Source organism: Gymnodinialimonas sp. JB5-7 (assembly GCF_055693405.1).
The window spans coordinates 53,290-70,036 of the sequence record NZ_JBVFUX010000012.1 but is presented as its reverse complement, the minus strand read 5'-3'; the positions used below and the strand labels follow the sequence as shown (position 1 = coordinate 70,036).

Sequence of the window (16,747 nt, the reverse complement as noted above, 5' to 3'; positions counted from 1 at the left end):
TTGGAGGCTCGTCAATGACCCAGATCGATTACACCCGCGCTGCGAAATACTTCCTGTTCACCGATTTCTTCAAAGCCTTCGGGCTTGGCATGAAATATTTCTTCTCGCCCAAGGTCACGGTGAACTATCCGCACGAGAAGGGGCCGCTTTCGCCGCGCTTCCGTGGCGAACACGCCCTGCGCCGCTATCCGAATGGGGAAGAGCGCTGCATCGCCTGCAAGCTGTGTGAGGCTGTGTGCCCGGCACAGGCCATCACCATCGATGCCGAGCCGCGCGAAGATGGCTCTCGCCGGACGACACGTTACGACATCGACATGACCAAGTGCATCTATTGCGGCTTCTGTCAGGAGGCCTGCCCGGTCGATGCCATCGTCGAGGGGCCGAATTTCGAATTCGCCACTGAGACCCGCGAAGAGCTGTTCTACGACAAGGAAAAGCTTCTCGATAACGGCGAACGCTGGGAAGCGGCGATCGCCAAGAACCTAGAGCTGGACGCGCCCTACCGATGAGTGACGCGAACCCTTTTGAGGCGCTGTTCAAGCAGACGCAGGACATGACGCAGGAATGGTTGAAGGCGGTCAATCCGGCGATGACCTCTTTTGCGCCATCGTCCATGGACAAGATGTGGCCCACGGTTCCGGCTGAAATGCTGGAAGCGTTCATGGGCAAGCAGTTCAACCCGGGCGGGTTGGACGCGAAGACACGACTTTTGCTGACCCTTCTGGGGCTGACGGTGCAGGGTGCTGTGGCCGAGGCGCAGATCCGGCTGACCGTGCGCCACGCGATTGAGGCGGGCGCCACGCAGCAGGAAATCGCGGAAACCATTGGCGTGGCTGCGATGTTCGGCGGCGTTCCCGCGATGACGAAAGCCATGGAACTGGCGCAAGAGGCGATCCAAGGGGACGAGGCATGACTGTAGCTGATTTCACCTTCTACCTGTTTGCGCTGTCGGTCATCACCGGCGGGCTGTTCACGGTCGCATCAAAGAACCCAGTGCATTCGGTTTTGTGGCTGATCCTCGCGTTCTTGAGTGCGGCGGGTCTGTTCGTGCTGCTTGGCGCGGAATTCGTCGCGATGCTGCTGATCATCGTCTACGTGGGCGCCGTCGCGGTGCTGTTCCTGTTCGTGGTCATGATGCTCGACGTCGATTTCGCCGAGCTGAAGGCCGAGATGGCGAAATATGTGCCGGTCGCGGGACTGATCGGCGTTGTTTTGTTGATGCAACTCACGCTGGCCTATGGCTCGTGGGAGTTCTCGGAAGGGATCGACCAGCGATTGGGCAACCCTGCGCCACCGCTGGATGTGGCGCATAACACGCAGGCCCTCGGCCTGATCCTTTACGACGACTACTTCCTGCTATTCCAGATCTCGGGCTTGATCCTGCTGGTCGCGATGGTTGGGGCGATCGTCCTGACCCTACGCCACCGCGTGGACGTCAAGCGCCAGAGCCCCGTCGCCCAGATGATGCGCGACCCGGCGACTGCGATGGAGCTGAAGGATGTGAAGCCGGGGCAGGGGTTGTGAGAACAGTCATTTACCTAGCTTTGGCTGTCTTCGTAGCGAACCCAGCTGTCGCAACGATATCGCAATGCAATTATGAGGACATTCATCGGCCGTCCTTGCACTGGCGAGATCACGGTCGCGGTGTGGTTTCGAACATAGACAGCATTTCGGAAATTTCGATCGCCTCCAACACCCATGTCAGCGCTCGGACACTGGTTGTGCAAGCGTGCAGAGCACGACAGTCTTTGAGAGTGCAGCTTTTCTTTGCATCTGGTGGAGAGAGGCAGTTCGACGTTGAAACAGAGGTGCTTTCTAGGTTCGAAGAAATTCTTGGAAGCCCGGAGGCTTTTGCACTTGAAGAGGTCGGACGCGAGATGGAGCAAGTCAGTCCCAGAGTGGAATTTGACGACAGAGAGCAACATCAGGGTTGCGGTTGCGCCGTAGCGTATCCGTTCGCGCGCGGATACGAGAGAATGTTTGGCCGATGAATATTGGGGTTAGCCGGCAAGCGTCTGGGCCTGGAGGAACGACGACATGACCATAGGTCTCGAGCATTACCTGACGGTGGCGGCGGCGCTGTTTGTCATTGGGATTTTCGGCATCTTCTTAAACCGGAAGAATGTCATCATCATCCTTATGTCGCTGGAACTGATGCTGCTCAGCGTGAACATCAACATGGTCGCGTTCTCCTCGTTCCTGGGCGATCTGACGGGCCAGGTCTTCACCCTGTTCATCCTGACGGTTGCGGCGGCTGAGGCCGCGATTGGCCTTGCCATCCTTGTCTGTTTCTTCCGCAACCGCGGCACGGTCGACGTGGAAGCGTTCGACAATCTGAAGGGGTAAGCCGGCATGGAACAAATCATCCTCTTTGCCCCTCTCATCGGCGCGCTCATTTGCGGGTTCTCCTGGAGGTTGATCGGCGAACAAGGTGCATGTGTCGTTGCAACAATCGGCCTGGGGATTTCCTGCCTTTTGTCGTGGGTCATCTTCCTGACCTTCGACCCGAGCGCCCATGACAACGGTTACTACACCGAGAGCATCCTGACCTGGATCGAGAGCGGCACGCTCTTCACCGATTGGGCGATCCGGATCGACCGTCTCACGGCGATCATGCTGATTGTGATCACCTCCGTTTCGGCTTTGGTCCACCTCTACAGCTTTGGCTACATGGCCCATGACGAGAACTTCAAAGAGGGCGAAAGCTACCGCCCCCGGTTCTTCGCCTACCTGTCGTTCTTCACCTTCGCGATGCTGATGCTGGTGACGGCGGACAACCTGTTGCAGCTGTTCTTCGGTTGGGAAGGCGTGGGCGTCGCGTCTTATCTTTTGATCGGGTTCTACTACCGCAAACCTTCCGCCGGTGCGGCGGCGATGAAAGCCTTCATTGCCAACCGTGTGGGCGATTTCGGCTTCCTGATCGGGATCTTCGCGATCTTCTGGATGACGGACTCGATCCAGTTCGACGTGATCCTGCCGATGGGCGAAGAGATCGCAGGCATGTCGATCACCTTCCTCGGTATGGAGTTGAACGCGGTTGAGATGATCGCCTTCTTCCTCTTCATCGGGGCGATGGGTAAATCGGCGCAGTTGTTGCTGCATGTCTGGCTGCCCGACGCCATGGAAGGCCCGACTCCTGTTTCGGCCCTGATCCACGCCGCGACCATGGTGACTGCGGGTGTGTTCCTGGTTTGCCGCATGTCGCCGCTGATCGAATATGCGCCTCTGGCTGGCAATTTCATCATCATCGTCGGCGCGCTGTCTGCCTTTGTCGCGGCCACGATCGGCCTGGTGCAGAACGACATCAAGCGCGTGATCGCCTATTCGACCATGTCCCAGCTTGGCTATATGTTCGTGGCCGCAGGTGTGGGCGTCTACTCGGTCGCGATGTTCCACCTGCTGACCCACGCCTTCTTCAAGGCGATGCTGTTCCTTGGCGCGGGCTCCGTGATCCACGGCATGCACCACGAGCAGGACATGCGGAATTACGGCGGGTTGCGGCACAAACTGCCTTACACGTTCTGGGCGATGATGATCGGCACGCTGGCGATCACCGGTGTCGGTATTCCGTTGCTCTACTTCGGCTTCCCGGTCGGCTTTGCAGGCTTTGTCTCCAAAGATGCCGTCATTGAGTCGGCCTATGCCTTTGGCGGGGACCTCGGCAACTTCGCTTTCTGGGCGTTGGTGATCGGCGCGCTCTTCACCAGCTTCTACAGCTGGCGTCTGATGTTCCTGACCTTCTATGGCGAGCCGCGGGGCGACAAGCACACCCACGACCACGCCCATGAAAGCCCGATGACGATGCTGGTGCCGCTTGGCGCGCTGGCCGTCGGTGCGGTGTTCGCGGGCATGGTTTGGTATGGCAGCTTCTTCGGGAAGACGAACTACGTGGCCCAGTTCTTTGGTGTGCCCTACGCAGCCGAAGAACATCATGGGGAAGAGCATGCAGATGCGGCCCATGGTGACGAGGAGCATGCAGACGAAGAACACGCGGATGATGGCCATGGCGATGAGGATTACGCCGATGCCAGCTATGACACGCATTACGTCTTCACAGGCGCGCCGGGCGAGGGTGCGATCCACCACGCGCCGGACAACCACGTCTTGAACGATGCGCATTCGGTGCCCGTCTGGGTCAAACTCGCGCCGTTCGTGTCGATGGTCCTTGGCTTCCTGACGGCCTATTTGTTCTACATCGTGAACCCGTCTCTGCCGGGGCGCCTCGCGGCGCAGCAGCGGCCGATCTACAACTTCCTGCTGAACAAGTGGTACTTCGACGAGGCTTACGATTTCCTCCTCGTGCGACCCGCGAAATGGCTCGGCCGGTTCCTCTGGAAAGGCGGCGATGGGGCCGTCATCGACGGCGGGATCAACGGGCTTGCGATGGGTATCGTGCCGTTCTTCACGCGCACGCTGAACCGGCTGCAATCCGGCTACATCTTCCACTACGCCTTCGCCATGGTGCTCGGGATCGTGATCCTCATCACCTGGATGACGCTGAGCGCAGGATAAGACATCATGGATAACCTGATCTCCATCGTTACCTTCCTGCCTGCGGTCGCAGCTATCATCATGGCCGTCTTCCTGCGCGGCGATGATGAGGCGGCGCAGCTCAACGCCAAGCGGCTGGCCTTCGCGGCAACGGCGGCCACGTTCCTTGTGTCGCTGTTCCTGCTGGTGCAGTTCGACGCGTCGAACACTGGCTTCCAGATGGTTGAGGAGAGTGAATGGCTCTTCGGCCTGCAATACCGCGTGGGTGTTGACGGCATCTCGATCCTGTTCGTGATGCTGACGACCTTCCTGATGCCCATCACCATTGCGTCCTGCTGGGGGGTGACGCATCGCGTGAAGGAATACATGATCGCGATGCTGGTGCTTGAGACGCTGATGATCGGTGTCTTTGTGGCGCTGGATCTGGTGCTGTTCTATCTGTTCTTTGAGGCGGGCCTGATCCCGATGTTCCTGATCATCGGGATTTGGGGCGGCAAGAACCGCATCTACGCGAGCTTCAAGTTTTTCCTCTACACCTTCCTTGGCTCCGTCCTGATGCTGGTCGCGATGATCGCGATGTTTGTCGATGCGGGCACAACGGACATCACGCAGCTGCTTAGCCATAACTTCGCGACCGAGACCTTCAACGTGTTGGGCATTCAGGTGATCGGCGGGTTGCAAACAATGTTGTTCCTCGCCTTCTTCGCGAGCTTTGCCGTGAAGATGCCGATGTGGCCAGTGCACACCTGGCTGCCAGACGCGCACGTGCAGGCGCCCACGGCGGGGTCGGTCATACTGGCGGCGGTTCTGCTGAAGATGGGGGGCTACGGGTTCCTTCGGTTCAGCTTGCCGATGTTCCCGGTCGCCTCAGATCTTCTGGCGCCGTTGGTTCTTTGGCTGAGCGTGATCGCAATCGTCTACACCTCGCTTGTCGCGATGGTGCAGGAGGATATGAAGAAGCTGATCGCCTATTCCTCGGTCGCCCACATGGGCTTTGTGACGATGGGCATTTTTGCAGCGAACCAGAACGGCGTGGACGGTGCAATTTTCCAGATGATCAGCCACGGCTTCATCTCGGGCGCGTTGTTCCTGTGTGTCGGCGTGATCTACGACCGGATGCATACGCGCGACATCGACGCTTACGGCGGCCTGGTGGTGCGGATGCCGGCCTATGCGCTGATCTTCATGCTCTTTACTATGGCCAATGTGGGCCTGCCGGGTACCTCTGGCTTTGTGGGCGAATTCCTGACACTGATCGGGGTTTTCCAGGTCAACACATGGGTCGGCGTCTTCGCCGCAACCGGTGTGATCCTGTCGGCTTGCTACGCGTTGTGGCTTTACCGCCGGGTCGTGTTTGGCGACCTGATCAAGGAAAGCCTCAAGACCATCCAAGACATCACGCCACGGGAGCGCGCGATCTTCGCGCCGCTGATCGTGATGACCATCCTTCTGGGCGTCTACCCGAGCCTTGTGACCGATGTGATCGGCCCCTCGGTTGGTGCCCTTGTTGAAAACTATGATGTGGCCGTGGCGGCGTTTGAGCCGCTCACCCATGTCGCCGCGAACCACTGAGGTAGACCGATGCTGAGTGCTGATCTTGCCATCCTGACGCCGGAAATCGTCCTGTCGCTGTTCGCGATGGGCGGCCTCATGGCGGCGGTCTATACCTCGAAAGACGGGCTTGCGGCCGCACTGACCTGGGGCACCGCGCTGCTATTCGTCATCATGGCGTTCTACATCGGCGTGACCGGCGCGGGTGCGCGCACAGCCTTTGATGGCATGTTCGTCGATGACGCGTTCAGCCGCTTTGCCAAGATCACCATCCTTCTGGCGGCGGCGGGCATTCTGGCGATCAGTCAGGATTATATGAGCAAGACGGGCCTTCTCCGGTTCGAATTCCCTATGCTGATCGTGTTGGCGGTCGTCGGCATGATGATGATGGTTTCCGCCGGTGACATGCTGGCGCTTTACATGGGGTTGGAGCTTCAGTCGCTGGCCCTCTACGTCGTGGCCTCGCTGCGCCGCGATAGCGTGCGGTCGACGGAGGCGGGTTTGAAATACTTCGTCCTTGGCGCGCTGTCCTCGGGTCTGCTGCTTTACGGCATCTCGCTGACCTACGGCTTTGCGGGGACGACCCAATTCGCGGGCATCATCGACGCGGCGAATGGCGAGCTGTCGCTTGGCCTGCTGTTCGGACTTGTTTTCATCCTGGCGGGTCTTGCCTTCAAGGTCTCGGCCGCGCCGTTCCACATGTGGACGCCGGATGTCTACGAAGGCTCCCCGACGCCAGTGACCGCGCTCTTCGCGACCGCGCCCAAGGTTGCCGCGATGGCGCTGTTCGCCCGCGTGGTGCATGATGCGTTTGGCGGTGTAGTTGGCGATTGGCAGCAGGTCGTGGCGTTCTTGGCCGTCGTGTCGATGTTCCTCGGCGCCATCGCCGCAATTGGGCAGACGGATATCAAGCGCCTGATGGCCTATTCCTCTATCTCGCACATGGGCTTTGCGTTGATGGGGTTGGCGGCTGGCACGGCTGTCGGCGTCGAAGCCATGCTGATCTACATGGCGATCTATGTGGCCATGAACATCGGCACTTTCGCGTTCATCCTGACGATGGAACGCGACGGACGGCATGTGACCGACATCTCATCGCTCAGCGCCTTCGCATCGAAAGAGCCGGGCAAAGCCATGGCCTTGCTGGTGCTGATGTTCAGCCTTGCTGGCGTCCCGCCACTTCTGGGCTTCTTCGGCAAATATGCCGTTCTGACGGCGGCGGTTGAGGCCGAAATGGTCTGGCTCGCAATCGCAGGCGTGATCGCCTCGGTCATCGGCGCGTTCTACTATATCCGCATCGTCTACCTGATGTATTTTGGCGAGGCGCGCGAGGGCCTCGATGGCCGGATGGGCCTTGCCACCTATGCAGGCCTGATCGCGATGGCCTTGGTCATTGGCTTGGGCTGGGTGCCAGGGATCAACCTGTTCGGGATCGAAGGCCCGGCGGAACTCGCGGCTGCGATGTTGACCCGCTGATATGACCGATTGGCCCACCGGCGTGGGCCGTCGCGTCCTGGCTGAGACCGACAGCACAATGGCTGAGGCAGCGCGCTCCGCCGCAACGCTCGCGGCCCCGGAATGGGTGCTGGCCTTGAACCAAACGGCTGCGCGTGGCCGACGGGGCCGGGGCTGGTCGATGCCCGCTGGCAATTTTGCGGCGTCCCTCACGATGCGCCCCAGTGGGCCAGTCGAGCAGATCGCGCTGCGGTCCTTCACGGCGTCGCTTGCGTTGCGGGATGCCCTAATTGCGGTGGGATGCCCGGACGCTGCGCTTTCCCTGAAATGGCCCAACGACGTGCTTCTGCACGGCGGAAAACTGGCCGGTATCCTGTTGGAGAGCGTGGGTGACGGGGCAGGCGGTGTGAGCCATCTGATCATCGGCATCGGCGTGAACCTTGCCGCCGTGCCAGACGCCTCCGCACTGGAGCCTCGGGCGGTGGCCCCTGTCTCGCTGCGCGAGAGCGGGGTGACGGCCCAACCCGAGGCCTTGCTCGATGCGCTCGCCCCCGCATTCGCGCGCCATGAGGCGAGCCTTGCCACTTACGGCTTCGGCCCGACTCGCATCGCCTGGCTGTCCCACGCAGCCCGCAGGGGAGAGGTCATTACCGCCCGCTTGCCGAGTGAGGAGGTCAAAGGAACCTTCGCGGACGTGGACGAGACGGGCAACCTTGTGCTTGAAACACCCAAAGGCCCGCGCCGGATTGCGGCGGCGGACATCTATTTCTAGGGGAGGCCAATATGCTCCTTTGCATTGATTGCGGCAACACGAACACGGTCTTCTCGATCTGGGATGGGGAAAGCTGGCTGTGCACGCTGCGAACCTCCACCCACCATTCCCGCACGGCGGATGCCTATTTCACCTGGTTCTCGACCCTGCTTGGCCATTACGGCATCGACCCACAGATTGATGATGTGATCATCTCCTCCACCGTGCCGCGTGTGGTTTTCAACTTGCGTGTCTTCTGCGACCGGTTCTTCGGCTTGCGCCCTTGGGTCGTTGGAAAGCCTGACTGTGCTCTGCCCATTGATCCGCGCGTCGATTACGGCACAGGCGTGGGCCCTGACCGCCTCGCCAATGCCGCAGGGGCCTTTGCTCGCCACGGCGGGGATTGCGTGGTGGTTGATTTCGGTACCGCCACCAATTTCGACGTTGTGGCCGAGGATGGCGCCTATGTCGGCGGGGTGATCGCGCCGGGTGTAAACCTCTCGCTTGAGGCGCTGGCGCTTGGCGCTGCAGCCCTGCCGCATGTGGATATCACCAAGCCTGATCAAGTGATCGGCACCAATACGGTGGGCTGCATTCAATCCGGGGTGTTCTGGGGCTATATCGGCCTGATCGAGGGCATCACGGCACGGATCAAAGCGGAATACGGACGCCCCATGAAAGTCATCGGCACGGGCGGCCTTGCCCCCTTGTTCGCCCAAGGGGAACTGCTATTTGACACCATCGAAGACGATCTGACGATGTACGGCCTGACGGTCATTCATAAGTATAACAAGGAAAACACCCCCTCATGACAGACCGGAACCGGCTGATGTACCTCCCCCTCGGTGGCGCGGGGGAGATTGGGATGAATTGCTATGTCTACGGCTATGGGCCGGAAGGGGCGGAGCGGTTTATCGTGGCCGATGTGGGTGTGGCCTTCCCCGATATGGATGGGCAGCCGGGCGTGGACCTGATCCTGCCCGATGTCGCCTGGCTGGAAGAGCGTCAGGACCGTATCGACGGCATCTTCATCACCCATGCCCACGAGGATCACGTGGGGGCAGTGGGCCATCTGTGGAACCGTCTGCGCGCGCCGGTCTATTGCCGGACGTTCACGGCGATCCACGCCACCCGCAAGATCGAGGAGGCGGGCCATGACAGTGCCATGGTCAAGGTTGTTGGTGCCTATCCGGAGGTTGTGGAAGCAGGCCCCTTCCGCGTCAGTTTCGCGCCCGTCTCGCACTCCATCCCCGAAGCCTCCGCCCTCGTGATCGACACCGATGCGGGCCGGGTCGTGCATTCTGGCGACTTCAAGATCGACCGGGATCCGCTGGTGGGCGAGCCCTTTGATGAAGACATGTGGGCCGAGATCGGCGCGCAAGGCGTGTTGGCCTATGTCTGCGACTCCACAAATGTCTTCAATCGCAATCCGGGCCGCTCGGAAAGCCAGTTGCCTGAGCATATCAACGCGCTTGTGGCGCAGGCGAGCGGGATGGTTGTGGCCACAACCTTTGCGTCCAACATCGCAAGGGTGAAGACCTTGGCCGATGCGGGCGTCGCCGCAGGCCGCTCCATCTGCCTGATGGGCCGCGCCATGCAGCGTATGGTGAAGGCGGGCGTGGAATCGGGCGTTTTGACCGACTTCCCGTCGACGGTATCGCCCGAAGATGCGCTGGATGTCCCGCGCGAGAACCTGATGTTGATTGTCACCGGGTCACAAGGCGAACGCCGCGCGGCGTCGGCCAATCTCAGCCGGGGCAAGTTCCTGGGCCATGAGTTGAAAGACGGCGATACGTTCCTGTTCTCGTCCAAGACGATCCCGGGCAACGAAGTGCCTGTGGCGCATGTCCAGAACGCGCTGGCCGAGATTGGCGTCGAGATTGTCGATGACAATAGCGGCTTCTACCATGTCTCGGGCCATGCGAACCGGCCTGATCTTGAGGTGATGCACGAGGTGCTCAAGCCTCAGATCCTGATCCCCTGCCACGGTGAATTCCGTCACATCCGCGAACATGCGCGCCTGGCCGCGTCGAAGGGTATGGCCGGGATCGTGGCCCCCAACGGCTCGGTCGTGGAGCTGTCGGGCAACGCGCCGGGGGTTGTCGAATATATCGAGACGGGGCGCACCTATCTGGATGGCGAAGCCTTTGTCGGGCAGTTCGACGGTGTGATCCGCGAGCGGATGAAGATGGCGCTGAACGGCATGGTCGTTGTGGCGCTGATCGTCGATGAAGGCGACGAAATGCTGGAAGACGCTTGGGTTCAGCTCAAGGGCCTGCCCGAGGTTGGTTCTTCCGGCGCGCCCTTGCAGGAGCTGATCGAGGATGACATCGCCAAGCTGCTCCCGCGCCTTGATGCGAAAGTGATTGAGGATGATGACAAGCTTGAGGAGTCGATCAAGCGGGTCGTGCGGCAAACCTGCAATCAGGAGCTTGGCAAAAAGCCGGAGCTTGCGCTTTTGGTCAGCCGCTTGATGGCTGAGTAAGGCTCCAACGCCCCTAACGAAAAAAGCGCCCCACAGTCAGGGGCGCTTTTTTGTTTATTCTTCAGGGCTTGGTGCCGGATCTTCCGCGGGGGCCTCCGCCTCGGGCGTGTCAGCTTCCGCCTTCTTCTTGCGGGGCGCGCGTTTCCGTTTGGGCTTTTCGGCTTCCTCCGCCACAGGCTCAGCCGCATCCTCAGACGCGGGCTCCTCAACCTTCTTCCGGCGGCGGCGCTTTGGCTTTTCCTCTTCGGCAGGGGCCTCCGCCTCCGGTGCTTCGGCCTCTGCCGGCGCGTCTTCTACAGCGGGCTCTTCTGCCTTCGGCTTGCGCGACCGGCGCCGCTTTGGCTTTTCTTCCGGCGCGGCCTCCGGTTCGGGCGCTGCCGCCTCCGCGACGTCTTCTTCGTCAGAGTCCTCCGTCAGATCACGGGCTGGCCCACCGCGGCGTTCATCGAAGCTGAGCGAGATGAAATCCGGCGTATGTTCGCCCATGCCGACAATTCTAGGCCCGCGATCCCGGTCGCGTGCGCGTCCACGGCCGCCGCGTTCACGGCGGGGACGATCATCAGGCTTTGCCTCTGGCTGTGCCTCAGCCACCTGCACCGGGGCCTCAACCGCCTGCGGCTCTTCCTCAGCCTTGCCCCGACCACGACGATTCCGGCGCGGCTTCTCTTCGGATTTCTCATCGTCGCGCTTGCGTCGCGTGTCTTGCACCTCCATCGGTGGGGTGCCGCGCGGGATCGGCTGTTCGATCAGGCTCTCGATCGCGCCGAGATACTTTTCGTCGGCCGGAACGCTCAGTGTGATCGCGACACCGGTCTTACCGGCGCGGCCCGTGCGGCCAATGCGGTGCACATAATCCTCGGCGTGCGACGGGACATCATAGTTGATCACGTGGCTCACGTTCGGAATGTCGAGCCCGCGCGCCGCCACATCCGAGGCAACCAGCAGGGTGATCGAGCCATCCCGGAAGCCATCCAGCGTGCGCATCCGGTGTGACTGGTCCAGATCGCCATGGATCGGCTCAGCGTTTAACCCGTGCTTTTTCAGCGACTTGGCGACAATATCGACATCAACTTTGCGGTTGCAGAAGATGATCGCATTGTTGAACGCCTCACCCTCAGCCGTGATGCAGGCGCGCAGCATGTCGCGCTTCTGCTTGGCGGCCATGTCGCGGCGGGTCGGTTTGAATTCGATGAGGCGCTGCTCAATCGTGTCGGAGGTCGTTGATTGCCGCGCGACTTCGATCTTGGCCGGATTTGACAGGAACGTATTGGTGATCCGCTCAATCTCAGGCGCCATGGTGGCCGAGAAGAACAGGGTCTGCCGGGTGAACGGCACAAGGCCAAAAATCCGTTCAATATCAGGGATAAAGCCCATGTCGAGCATGCGGTCGGCTTCATCCACGACCATGACCTTCACGTCATTCAGGATCAGCTTACCGCGTTCAAAATGGTCAAGCAGACGGCCGGGCGTTGCAATCAGGACGTCCACACCTTTGTCGATGGCGGCTTCTTGTTCCTTGAACGACACGCCACCGATCAGCAGGGCTTTGGCCAGCTTCACGTGTTTGGCGTAAACGTCAAAGTTTTCAGCGACTTGTGCGGCGAGTTCGCGGGTCGGGCACAGCACGAGGCTGCGGGGCATGCGCGCCCGGGCGCGTCCGCGGGCCAGCATCGTGATCATCGGCAGGGTGAAGCTTGCGGTCTTGCCGGTGCCGGTTTGGGCGATCCCCAGAACGTCGCGCCCTTCAAGGGCGGGCGGGATGGCCCCTTCCTGAATCGGCGTGGGATTTTCGTAGCCCGCCTCGGCGATGGCTTTCTGCACTTTGGGATTGAGCTGAAGCTCTGAAAAGGTCGTCATATGCGTCCAATCTGACCGGCCGATGGGCCGGAAGGGTGATGGAGCGCATGTTACCTGATCGCGCTCCGCGAATGGCCTGGCGCGGACCGCCAAAGCACAATGGCACATAGGCCATTGGGGGGCTGAGGTCAAACAGGCGCGGCGTCGTTAATGTGGGGCGCGCTATTCCGGCAACGCCTGAAAAAGTGAGGCCGGCACCGCGATGTTGATTGCATCGCTTGTCCCGATCAGGCGAGCGGTCAGTCCGTGTTGCCGCGCGGATTGAAACAGGATGTCCGACAGAAGGATGAAGCCGACGGAATTGTCGCGGCAATGGCCATGGGTGCAGCCGTCAAGCCGCCGGTGGGTGGGTGAAAATGGCAAGGCGGTGCCATTTTGCCAAGCCTCGGACATGCGCAGCCGATGAACGCCGTCGCGGCGTTGCCCGATCACCAAGGCGCGGGTCCGTGTTCTGGCTTGGGTGACATCCACGACATGGCCCATCAGGACGTGATGGGGATGGTTGGAGATGACGATTTGCTCGGTAAAATTGCCCTGCGCGCCAAGGGCAGGGGCGGTGAGTGCGCCGGATTGGGGCGTGCAGGCCGCGCAAAAGAGAAACAAGATCAGGATCATAAACCGCATGGGGCCAGTGTGCCCTGAATTGGTTAACCGACCGCTAACCGGGCGGAGCAGGTGCGGCCGTCAGGTGCAGTTGGGGGCGATAGCCCGCGCGCAAGATCTCGATCAGGCTCGGCGGTGTCAAAGCCTGCGTGGGGCCGTCTGCGCGGGGCAGGGGCGGGAGATACCCGTTTGGGGCATAGGGCAGAAGCACGTCGCCCTTGATCAGCATTGGTTGGTCCTGGTGCATAACAAATGTACCGTCGGGCAGGTCTTGCAGGCGGGCGGGGTGTAGCCTTTTTTCACGTCCCAAAAGGCGTTCAGCATGCAGAATCCGGTCCATTTCGACGGCCTTCAGGCCGCCCCAACGCGCCTTGAACCGGTTGTAATCGCCGCGCCTGCAATAGGCGCAGGGGCGATGACCGGCGGAAAAGGCGACGGCTTCGTCGAGGAAAAAGAGCTCGGTCCAGGTGCGCGGTTGCGCGATAGGTCTGCGACGCCCCCTGAACTCCAAAACGCAAGTAATCCAAGCCTTTAGCGCCCATTGACGGTTCGTCATATGGCCGTCCCGATCCACCAGAATGCCGCGATTTCCGGTGAAGGTGCCGCGGGCCGGGTCGGCGACAATCTGGCCTGTGGGCAAAACGCGATTGCGCAACGGCATGGGAAACAATCCTCCGATCGCCCCGAAATTGTCCTGCTTTTTGACGTATTTCAACGAACAATCGGCACGTTCAGCGGCGATTGTCTTCGCACACCAAACACCAAGAGCAGAAGGACGTAACGAGTGACACGGAGTTTAAGTGATTTGGGGGGCATGCCTATGTGCAGGTCTCGTTCCCCCGCAGCCTTGATGAGGTGCCGACCTACCTTGCCAACCTTGACCCAATGACCGCTGGCCTGATCCTGTTGGCCGGTTGTGCGGCCTTTTTGGTTTGGGCCGGGTCGGACCGCGAACGCGCGGCGCGACGGTCGCGATCACGGTCAGGCAGAGGCGTGACGCTGCCGCCGGGGATGATCCCGAAGGACTATATCGACCCGACGGGACGGGCCGGGCGGCGTTAACCTGAAATGTTGAATAATGAAAAGTTTGCGCCGCTAAAGTCAGCGGCGCGAACGCGTTTAGATGACGCCAAACAGTGACCATTTGAACGCAAATGCGCCCATCTGGTCACTGTTTTCCGCAAAAAGCGTCCAGTTGGTCACTTATTGCGAAAGCGATCAGCCGCGCCGCATTCTTCGTCGGTCGCGCATTCGGCGCAGCCGAAGAAACAGCCCGCGCGGATCGCCGAGAATGTCGGGGATCAGACGGCTGACGAGCGCCTCGGCAACCGGATCACCGGCGGCGCGTTTCCAGATGCGGGTTGCTATGGACCGATCCAGATCACCGGCCCCGATGGCAAACGCATCGAGGTCGAGCGGCAGGGGCGCGGGTTTGCGTTTGCCTGCGAACAGGTCTTCGGGCGCGGTGCCGGAAAACAGACGCTCCGATTCATAGAGTTTCATCATGTCAGCCAGCATGGCGAGTTCCGCGCCGGTGATGCGGCTCGGCGCGGTCGGGCCGAAATCGGCCAGCGTGCGGCAGGACGAGATCAGCCAGCGGGCATCTTGGAGATCGGCCAGGTCATCGGCATGGGCGGACCAGAGGTCGGCAAAGAGGCGCGGGATATGCGCGGGGGGATTGCGACGGCGGAGCAGGGAGATCAGCCGGGCGTTGAGCAGTAGAATCGCGGGCTGACCGGCAAAGGCGCGGGCGAGGTTGCGGGATTTCGCGGCGAAATCGCTGGCGGCGGCGGGTTCTTTGGGGCCGTCGGCTTCGGGAACGCTTTCGTTCAACAGCGCCGCGAAATCGACGTCTGCCGCCGGGACCGCGTCGCCAAGCTCCGTGAAGGGGGCGGTCGCCTCCTCCTCCAGCTTGAGCCAGGTGCGGATGGAGGGGCCGGTGGTCAGACCATCAGCTCCTTCGTGGCCGACAGGGTTACGTCTGGGTAGTCGCGTTCCACGCGGTCGATGTCCCATTGCAGGCGGGTCAGGTAGACCGGGTCGCCGTCGTTGTCTTCTGCGATGTGCTGCTTGTTGGCGGCGGCGAATGTCTCCACCGCTTCTTTCGGGCCGTGAACCCAGCGGGCGGAGGTGAATTGCGAGGCCTCGAACCGGACGGGCAGGCCGTATTCAAGCTCGATCCGACTGGCCAGCACTTCGAATTGCAGCGCGCCCACGACGCCCACAATAAAGCCGGAGCCGAAAGTGGGTTTGAAGACCTTGGCAGCCCCTTCTTCGGCGAATTGCATCAGGGCCTTTTCCATGTGCTTGGCCTTCATCGGATCGCCCGCGCGGACCGATTGCAGGAGTTCGGGCGCGAAGGAGGGGATGCCGGTGAAACGCAGGGCCTCGCCCTCGGTCAGGGCATCGCCAATGCGGAGCTGGCCGTGGTTGGGGATGCCGATGATGTCGCCGGCCCATGCCTCCTCCGCCAATTCGCGGTCCGAGGCGAGGAACATGACCGGGTTGGAGATCGCCATGGGTTTTTTGGAGCGGACATGGGTCAGCTTCATGCCGCGGTTGAAATGGCCCGAGGCGAGGCGGACAAAGGCCACGCGGTCGCGGTGCTTGGGGTCCATATTGGCCTGCACCTTGAAGACAAAGCCCGCGACCTTGGTTTCTTCGGGCGCGACTTCGCGCGGTTCGGCGTTTTGCACCTGTGGCTCTGGCCCATATTCGGCGATGCCGTCCATGAGTTCCTTCACGCCGAAGGAGTTGATGGCGGAGCCGAACCAGATGGGCGTCAGCGTGCCCTGGCCGAACGCGGTGGCGTCCATCGGCGGGAGCAGTTCGCGCGCCATCTCGACCTCTTCGCGGAGTTTGTCGAGTAGATCGGTGGGGATGTGGTCGGCGAGGGCGGGATCGTCGAGGCCATTGATGGATACGCTTTCAGCGACCTTGTTGCGGTCGGCGCGGTCCATCAGTTCCAGTCGATCGTGGATCAGGTCGTAGCAGCCGAGGAAGTCGCGGCCCACTCCGATGGGCCAGCTTGCTGGTGTGACGTCGATGGCGAGGTTTTCCTGGATCTCGTCGATGATCTCGAACGTGTCGCGGCTTTCACGGTCCATCTTGTTACAGAAGGTGAGGATCGGCAGGTCACGCAGGCGGCAGACCTCAAACAATTTCTGGGTCTGGGATTCCACGCCCTTGGCGCCGTCGATCACCATGATGGCCGCGTCCACTGCGGTGAGGGTGCGGTAGGTATCCTCGGAGAAGTCGGAGTGGCCGGGCGTGTCGACGAGGTTGAAGCGGTAGTTCACTTGCGGGGTCGCGAAGTCGAAGGACATGGCGGAGGCCGAGACCGAGATGCCGCGGTCTTTCTCCATCTGCATGAAGTCGGACCGCGTGCGGCGCGCTTCGCCCTTGGCACGGACCTGGCCCGCCATCTGGATGGCGCCACCGTAGAGCAGGAATTTCTCGGTCAGCGTCGTCTTGCCCGCATCGGGGTGCGAGATGATCGCAAAGGTGCGACGGCGCGCAATCTCGGGCGGAAGGGTGGGGCGATTGTCCAACAT

16 protein-coding genes are annotated in these 16,747 nt (G+C 61.2%); 11 read left to right on the top strand and 5 right to left on the bottom strand.

What is annotated here, in order from left to right; all coding sequences use genetic code 11:
- Window positions 1-14 precede the first annotated feature (14 nt).
- The 10 genes from nuoI (at window position 15) to ACZ1HK_RS07850 (ending at window position 10,733) form a co-directional block, all read left to right on the top strand.
- On the top strand, window positions 15-509 hold the full coding sequence (nuoI, locus tag ACZ1HK_RS07895) for an NADH-quinone oxidoreductase subunit NuoI (protein ID WP_368475961.1): 495 nt from the start codon (window positions 15-17) through the stop codon (window positions 507-509).
- Window positions 506-913, top strand: a complete 408-nt coding sequence (locus tag ACZ1HK_RS07890) for a carboxymuconolactone decarboxylase family protein (RefSeq protein ID WP_472628236.1) — start codon at window positions 506-508, stop codon at window positions 911-913. Before nuoI ends, ACZ1HK_RS07890 begins: the two co-directional genes overlap by 4 nt.
- Window positions 910-1,524, top strand: a complete 615-nt coding sequence (locus ACZ1HK_RS07885; RefSeq protein ID WP_472628235.1) for an NADH-quinone oxidoreductase subunit J — start codon at window positions 910-912, stop codon at window positions 1,522-1,524. Before ACZ1HK_RS07890 ends, ACZ1HK_RS07885 begins: the two co-directional genes overlap by 4 nt.
- A 513-nt stretch (window positions 1,525-2,037) precedes the next feature.
- Entirely contained in the window at window positions 2,038-2,346 is a 309-nt protein-coding gene (gene nuoK, locus ACZ1HK_RS07880; protein WP_472628234.1) for an NADH-quinone oxidoreductase subunit NuoK, read from the top strand.
- 6 nt (window positions 2,347-2,352) lie between these two features.
- Window positions 2,353-4,512: an NADH-quinone oxidoreductase subunit L gene (gene nuoL / locus ACZ1HK_RS07875; protein WP_472628233.1), complete on the top strand. Its 2,160-nt coding sequence runs from the start codon at window positions 2,353-2,355 to the stop codon at window positions 4,510-4,512.
- 6 nt (window positions 4,513-4,518) lie between these two features.
- Window positions 4,519-6,063 carry an NADH-quinone oxidoreductase subunit M gene (locus tag ACZ1HK_RS07870; RefSeq protein WP_472628232.1) on the top strand — a complete coding sequence of 515 codons (1,545 nt, stop codon included), beginning with the start codon at window positions 4,519-4,521 and terminating at the stop codon, window positions 6,061-6,063.
- Window positions 6,064-6,072: 9 nt separating this feature from the next.
- The gene (nuoN, locus tag ACZ1HK_RS07865; protein ID WP_472628231.1) at window positions 6,073-7,518 is read left to right on the top strand and encodes an NADH-quinone oxidoreductase subunit NuoN; all 1,446 of its coding nucleotides are present in this window, start codon (window positions 6,073-6,075) and stop codon (window positions 7,516-7,518) included.
- A 1-nt stretch (window position 7,519) separates the two neighbouring features.
- On the top strand, window positions 7,520-8,269 hold the full coding sequence (locus ACZ1HK_RS07860; protein WP_472628230.1) for a biotin--[acetyl-CoA-carboxylase] ligase: 750 nt from the start codon (window positions 7,520-7,522) through the stop codon (window positions 8,267-8,269).
- Between the two features lie 11 nt (window positions 8,270-8,280).
- Entirely contained in the window at window positions 8,281-9,060 is a 780-nt protein-coding gene (locus ACZ1HK_RS07855) for a type III pantothenate kinase (protein ID WP_472628229.1), read from the top strand.
- On the top strand, window positions 9,057-10,733 hold the full coding sequence (locus tag ACZ1HK_RS07850; protein ID WP_472628228.1) for a ribonuclease J: 1,677 nt from the start codon (window positions 9,057-9,059) through the stop codon (window positions 10,731-10,733). Before ACZ1HK_RS07855 ends, ACZ1HK_RS07850 begins: the two co-directional genes overlap by 4 nt.
- A 54-nt stretch (window positions 10,734-10,787) precedes the next feature.
- On the opposite strand, the gene ACZ1HK_RS07845 is transcribed toward ACZ1HK_RS07850, so the two are convergent.
- The 3 genes from ACZ1HK_RS07845 to ACZ1HK_RS07835 all read right to left on the bottom strand — a co-directional run bounded on the left by ACZ1HK_RS07845 (window position 10,788) and on the right by ACZ1HK_RS07835 (window position 13,854).
- Window positions 10,788-12,590 (bottom strand): DEAD/DEAH box helicase, encoded by a 1,803-nt coding sequence (locus tag ACZ1HK_RS07845; protein ID WP_472628227.1) that lies wholly within the window; start codon window positions 12,588-12,590, stop codon window positions 10,788-10,790.
- A 162-nt stretch (window positions 12,591-12,752) separates the two neighbouring features.
- Entirely contained in the window at window positions 12,753-13,214 is a 462-nt protein-coding gene (locus tag ACZ1HK_RS07840; RefSeq protein ID WP_472628226.1) for a hypothetical protein, read from the bottom strand.
- A gap of 34 nt (window positions 13,215-13,248) precedes the next feature.
- Complete coding sequence (locus ACZ1HK_RS07835) at window positions 13,249-13,854, bottom strand: hypothetical protein (protein ID WP_472628225.1); 606 nt, start codon at window positions 13,852-13,854, stop codon at window positions 13,249-13,251.
- A gap of 161 nt (window positions 13,855-14,015) precedes the next feature.
- Between ACZ1HK_RS07835 and ACZ1HK_RS07830 the strand changes: the two genes are divergently transcribed.
- Window positions 14,016-14,255: a hypothetical protein gene (locus ACZ1HK_RS07830; RefSeq protein WP_472628224.1), complete on the top strand. Its 240-nt coding sequence runs from the start codon at window positions 14,016-14,018 to the stop codon at window positions 14,253-14,255.
- Window positions 14,256-14,411: 156 nt separating this feature from the next.
- Here the strand turns inward: ACZ1HK_RS07830 and ACZ1HK_RS07825 are convergent, their stop codons facing one another.
- Window positions 14,412-15,209, bottom strand: coding sequence for a hypothetical protein (locus tag ACZ1HK_RS07825; RefSeq protein WP_472628223.1), 798 nt, complete (start codon window positions 15,207-15,209; stop codon window positions 14,412-14,414).
- Window positions 15,137-16,747 carry a peptide chain release factor 3 gene (locus ACZ1HK_RS07820; RefSeq protein ID WP_472628222.1) on the bottom strand — a complete coding sequence of 537 codons (1,611 nt, stop codon included), beginning with the start codon at window positions 16,745-16,747 and terminating at the stop codon, window positions 15,137-15,139. The genes ACZ1HK_RS07825 and ACZ1HK_RS07820 overlap by 73 nt, the downstream gene beginning before the upstream one ends.

Coding starts and splice junctions, on each gene's coding strand:
- nuoK (WP_472628234.1), top strand. CDS start 2,038: ATGACCATAGGTCTCGAGCATTACCTGACGGTGGCGGCGGCGCTGTTT.
- ACZ1HK_RS07840 (WP_472628226.1), bottom strand. CDS start 13,214: ATGCGGTTTATGATCCTGATCTTGTTTCTCTTTTGCGCGGCCTGCACG.
- ACZ1HK_RS07820 (WP_472628222.1), bottom strand. CDS start 16,747: ATGTTGGACAATCGCCCCACCCTTCCGCCCGAGATTGCGCGCCGTCGC.
- ACZ1HK_RS07850 (WP_472628228.1), top strand. CDS start 9,057: ATGACAGACCGGAACCGGCTGATGTACCTCCCCCTCGGTGGCGCGGGG.
- ACZ1HK_RS07825 (WP_472628223.1), bottom strand. CDS start 15,209: ATGGGACATCGACCGCGTGGAACGCGACTACCCAGACGTAACCCTGTC.
- ACZ1HK_RS07835 (WP_472628225.1), bottom strand. CDS start 13,854: ATGCCGTTGCGCAATCGCGTTTTGCCCACAGGCCAGATTGTCGCCGAC.
- ACZ1HK_RS07845 (WP_472628227.1), bottom strand. CDS start 12,590: ATGACGACCTTTTCAGAGCTTCAGCTCAATCCCAAAGTGCAGAAAGCC.
- nuoL (WP_472628233.1), top strand. CDS start 2,353: ATGGAACAAATCATCCTCTTTGCCCCTCTCATCGGCGCGCTCATTTGC.
- ACZ1HK_RS07870 (WP_472628232.1), top strand. CDS start 4,519: ATGGATAACCTGATCTCCATCGTTACCTTCCTGCCTGCGGTCGCAGCT.
- ACZ1HK_RS07855 (WP_472628229.1), top strand. CDS start 8,281: ATGCTCCTTTGCATTGATTGCGGCAACACGAACACGGTCTTCTCGATC.
- ACZ1HK_RS07885 (WP_472628235.1), top strand. CDS start 910: ATGACTGTAGCTGATTTCACCTTCTACCTGTTTGCGCTGTCGGTCATC.
- ACZ1HK_RS07860 (WP_472628230.1), top strand. CDS start 7,520: ATGACCGATTGGCCCACCGGCGTGGGCCGTCGCGTCCTGGCTGAGACC.
- nuoI (WP_368475961.1), top strand. CDS start 15: ATGACCCAGATCGATTACACCCGCGCTGCGAAATACTTCCTGTTCACC.
- nuoN (WP_472628231.1), top strand. CDS start 6,073: ATGCTGAGTGCTGATCTTGCCATCCTGACGCCGGAAATCGTCCTGTCG.
- ACZ1HK_RS07890 (WP_472628236.1), top strand. CDS start 506: ATGAGTGACGCGAACCCTTTTGAGGCGCTGTTCAAGCAGACGCAGGAC.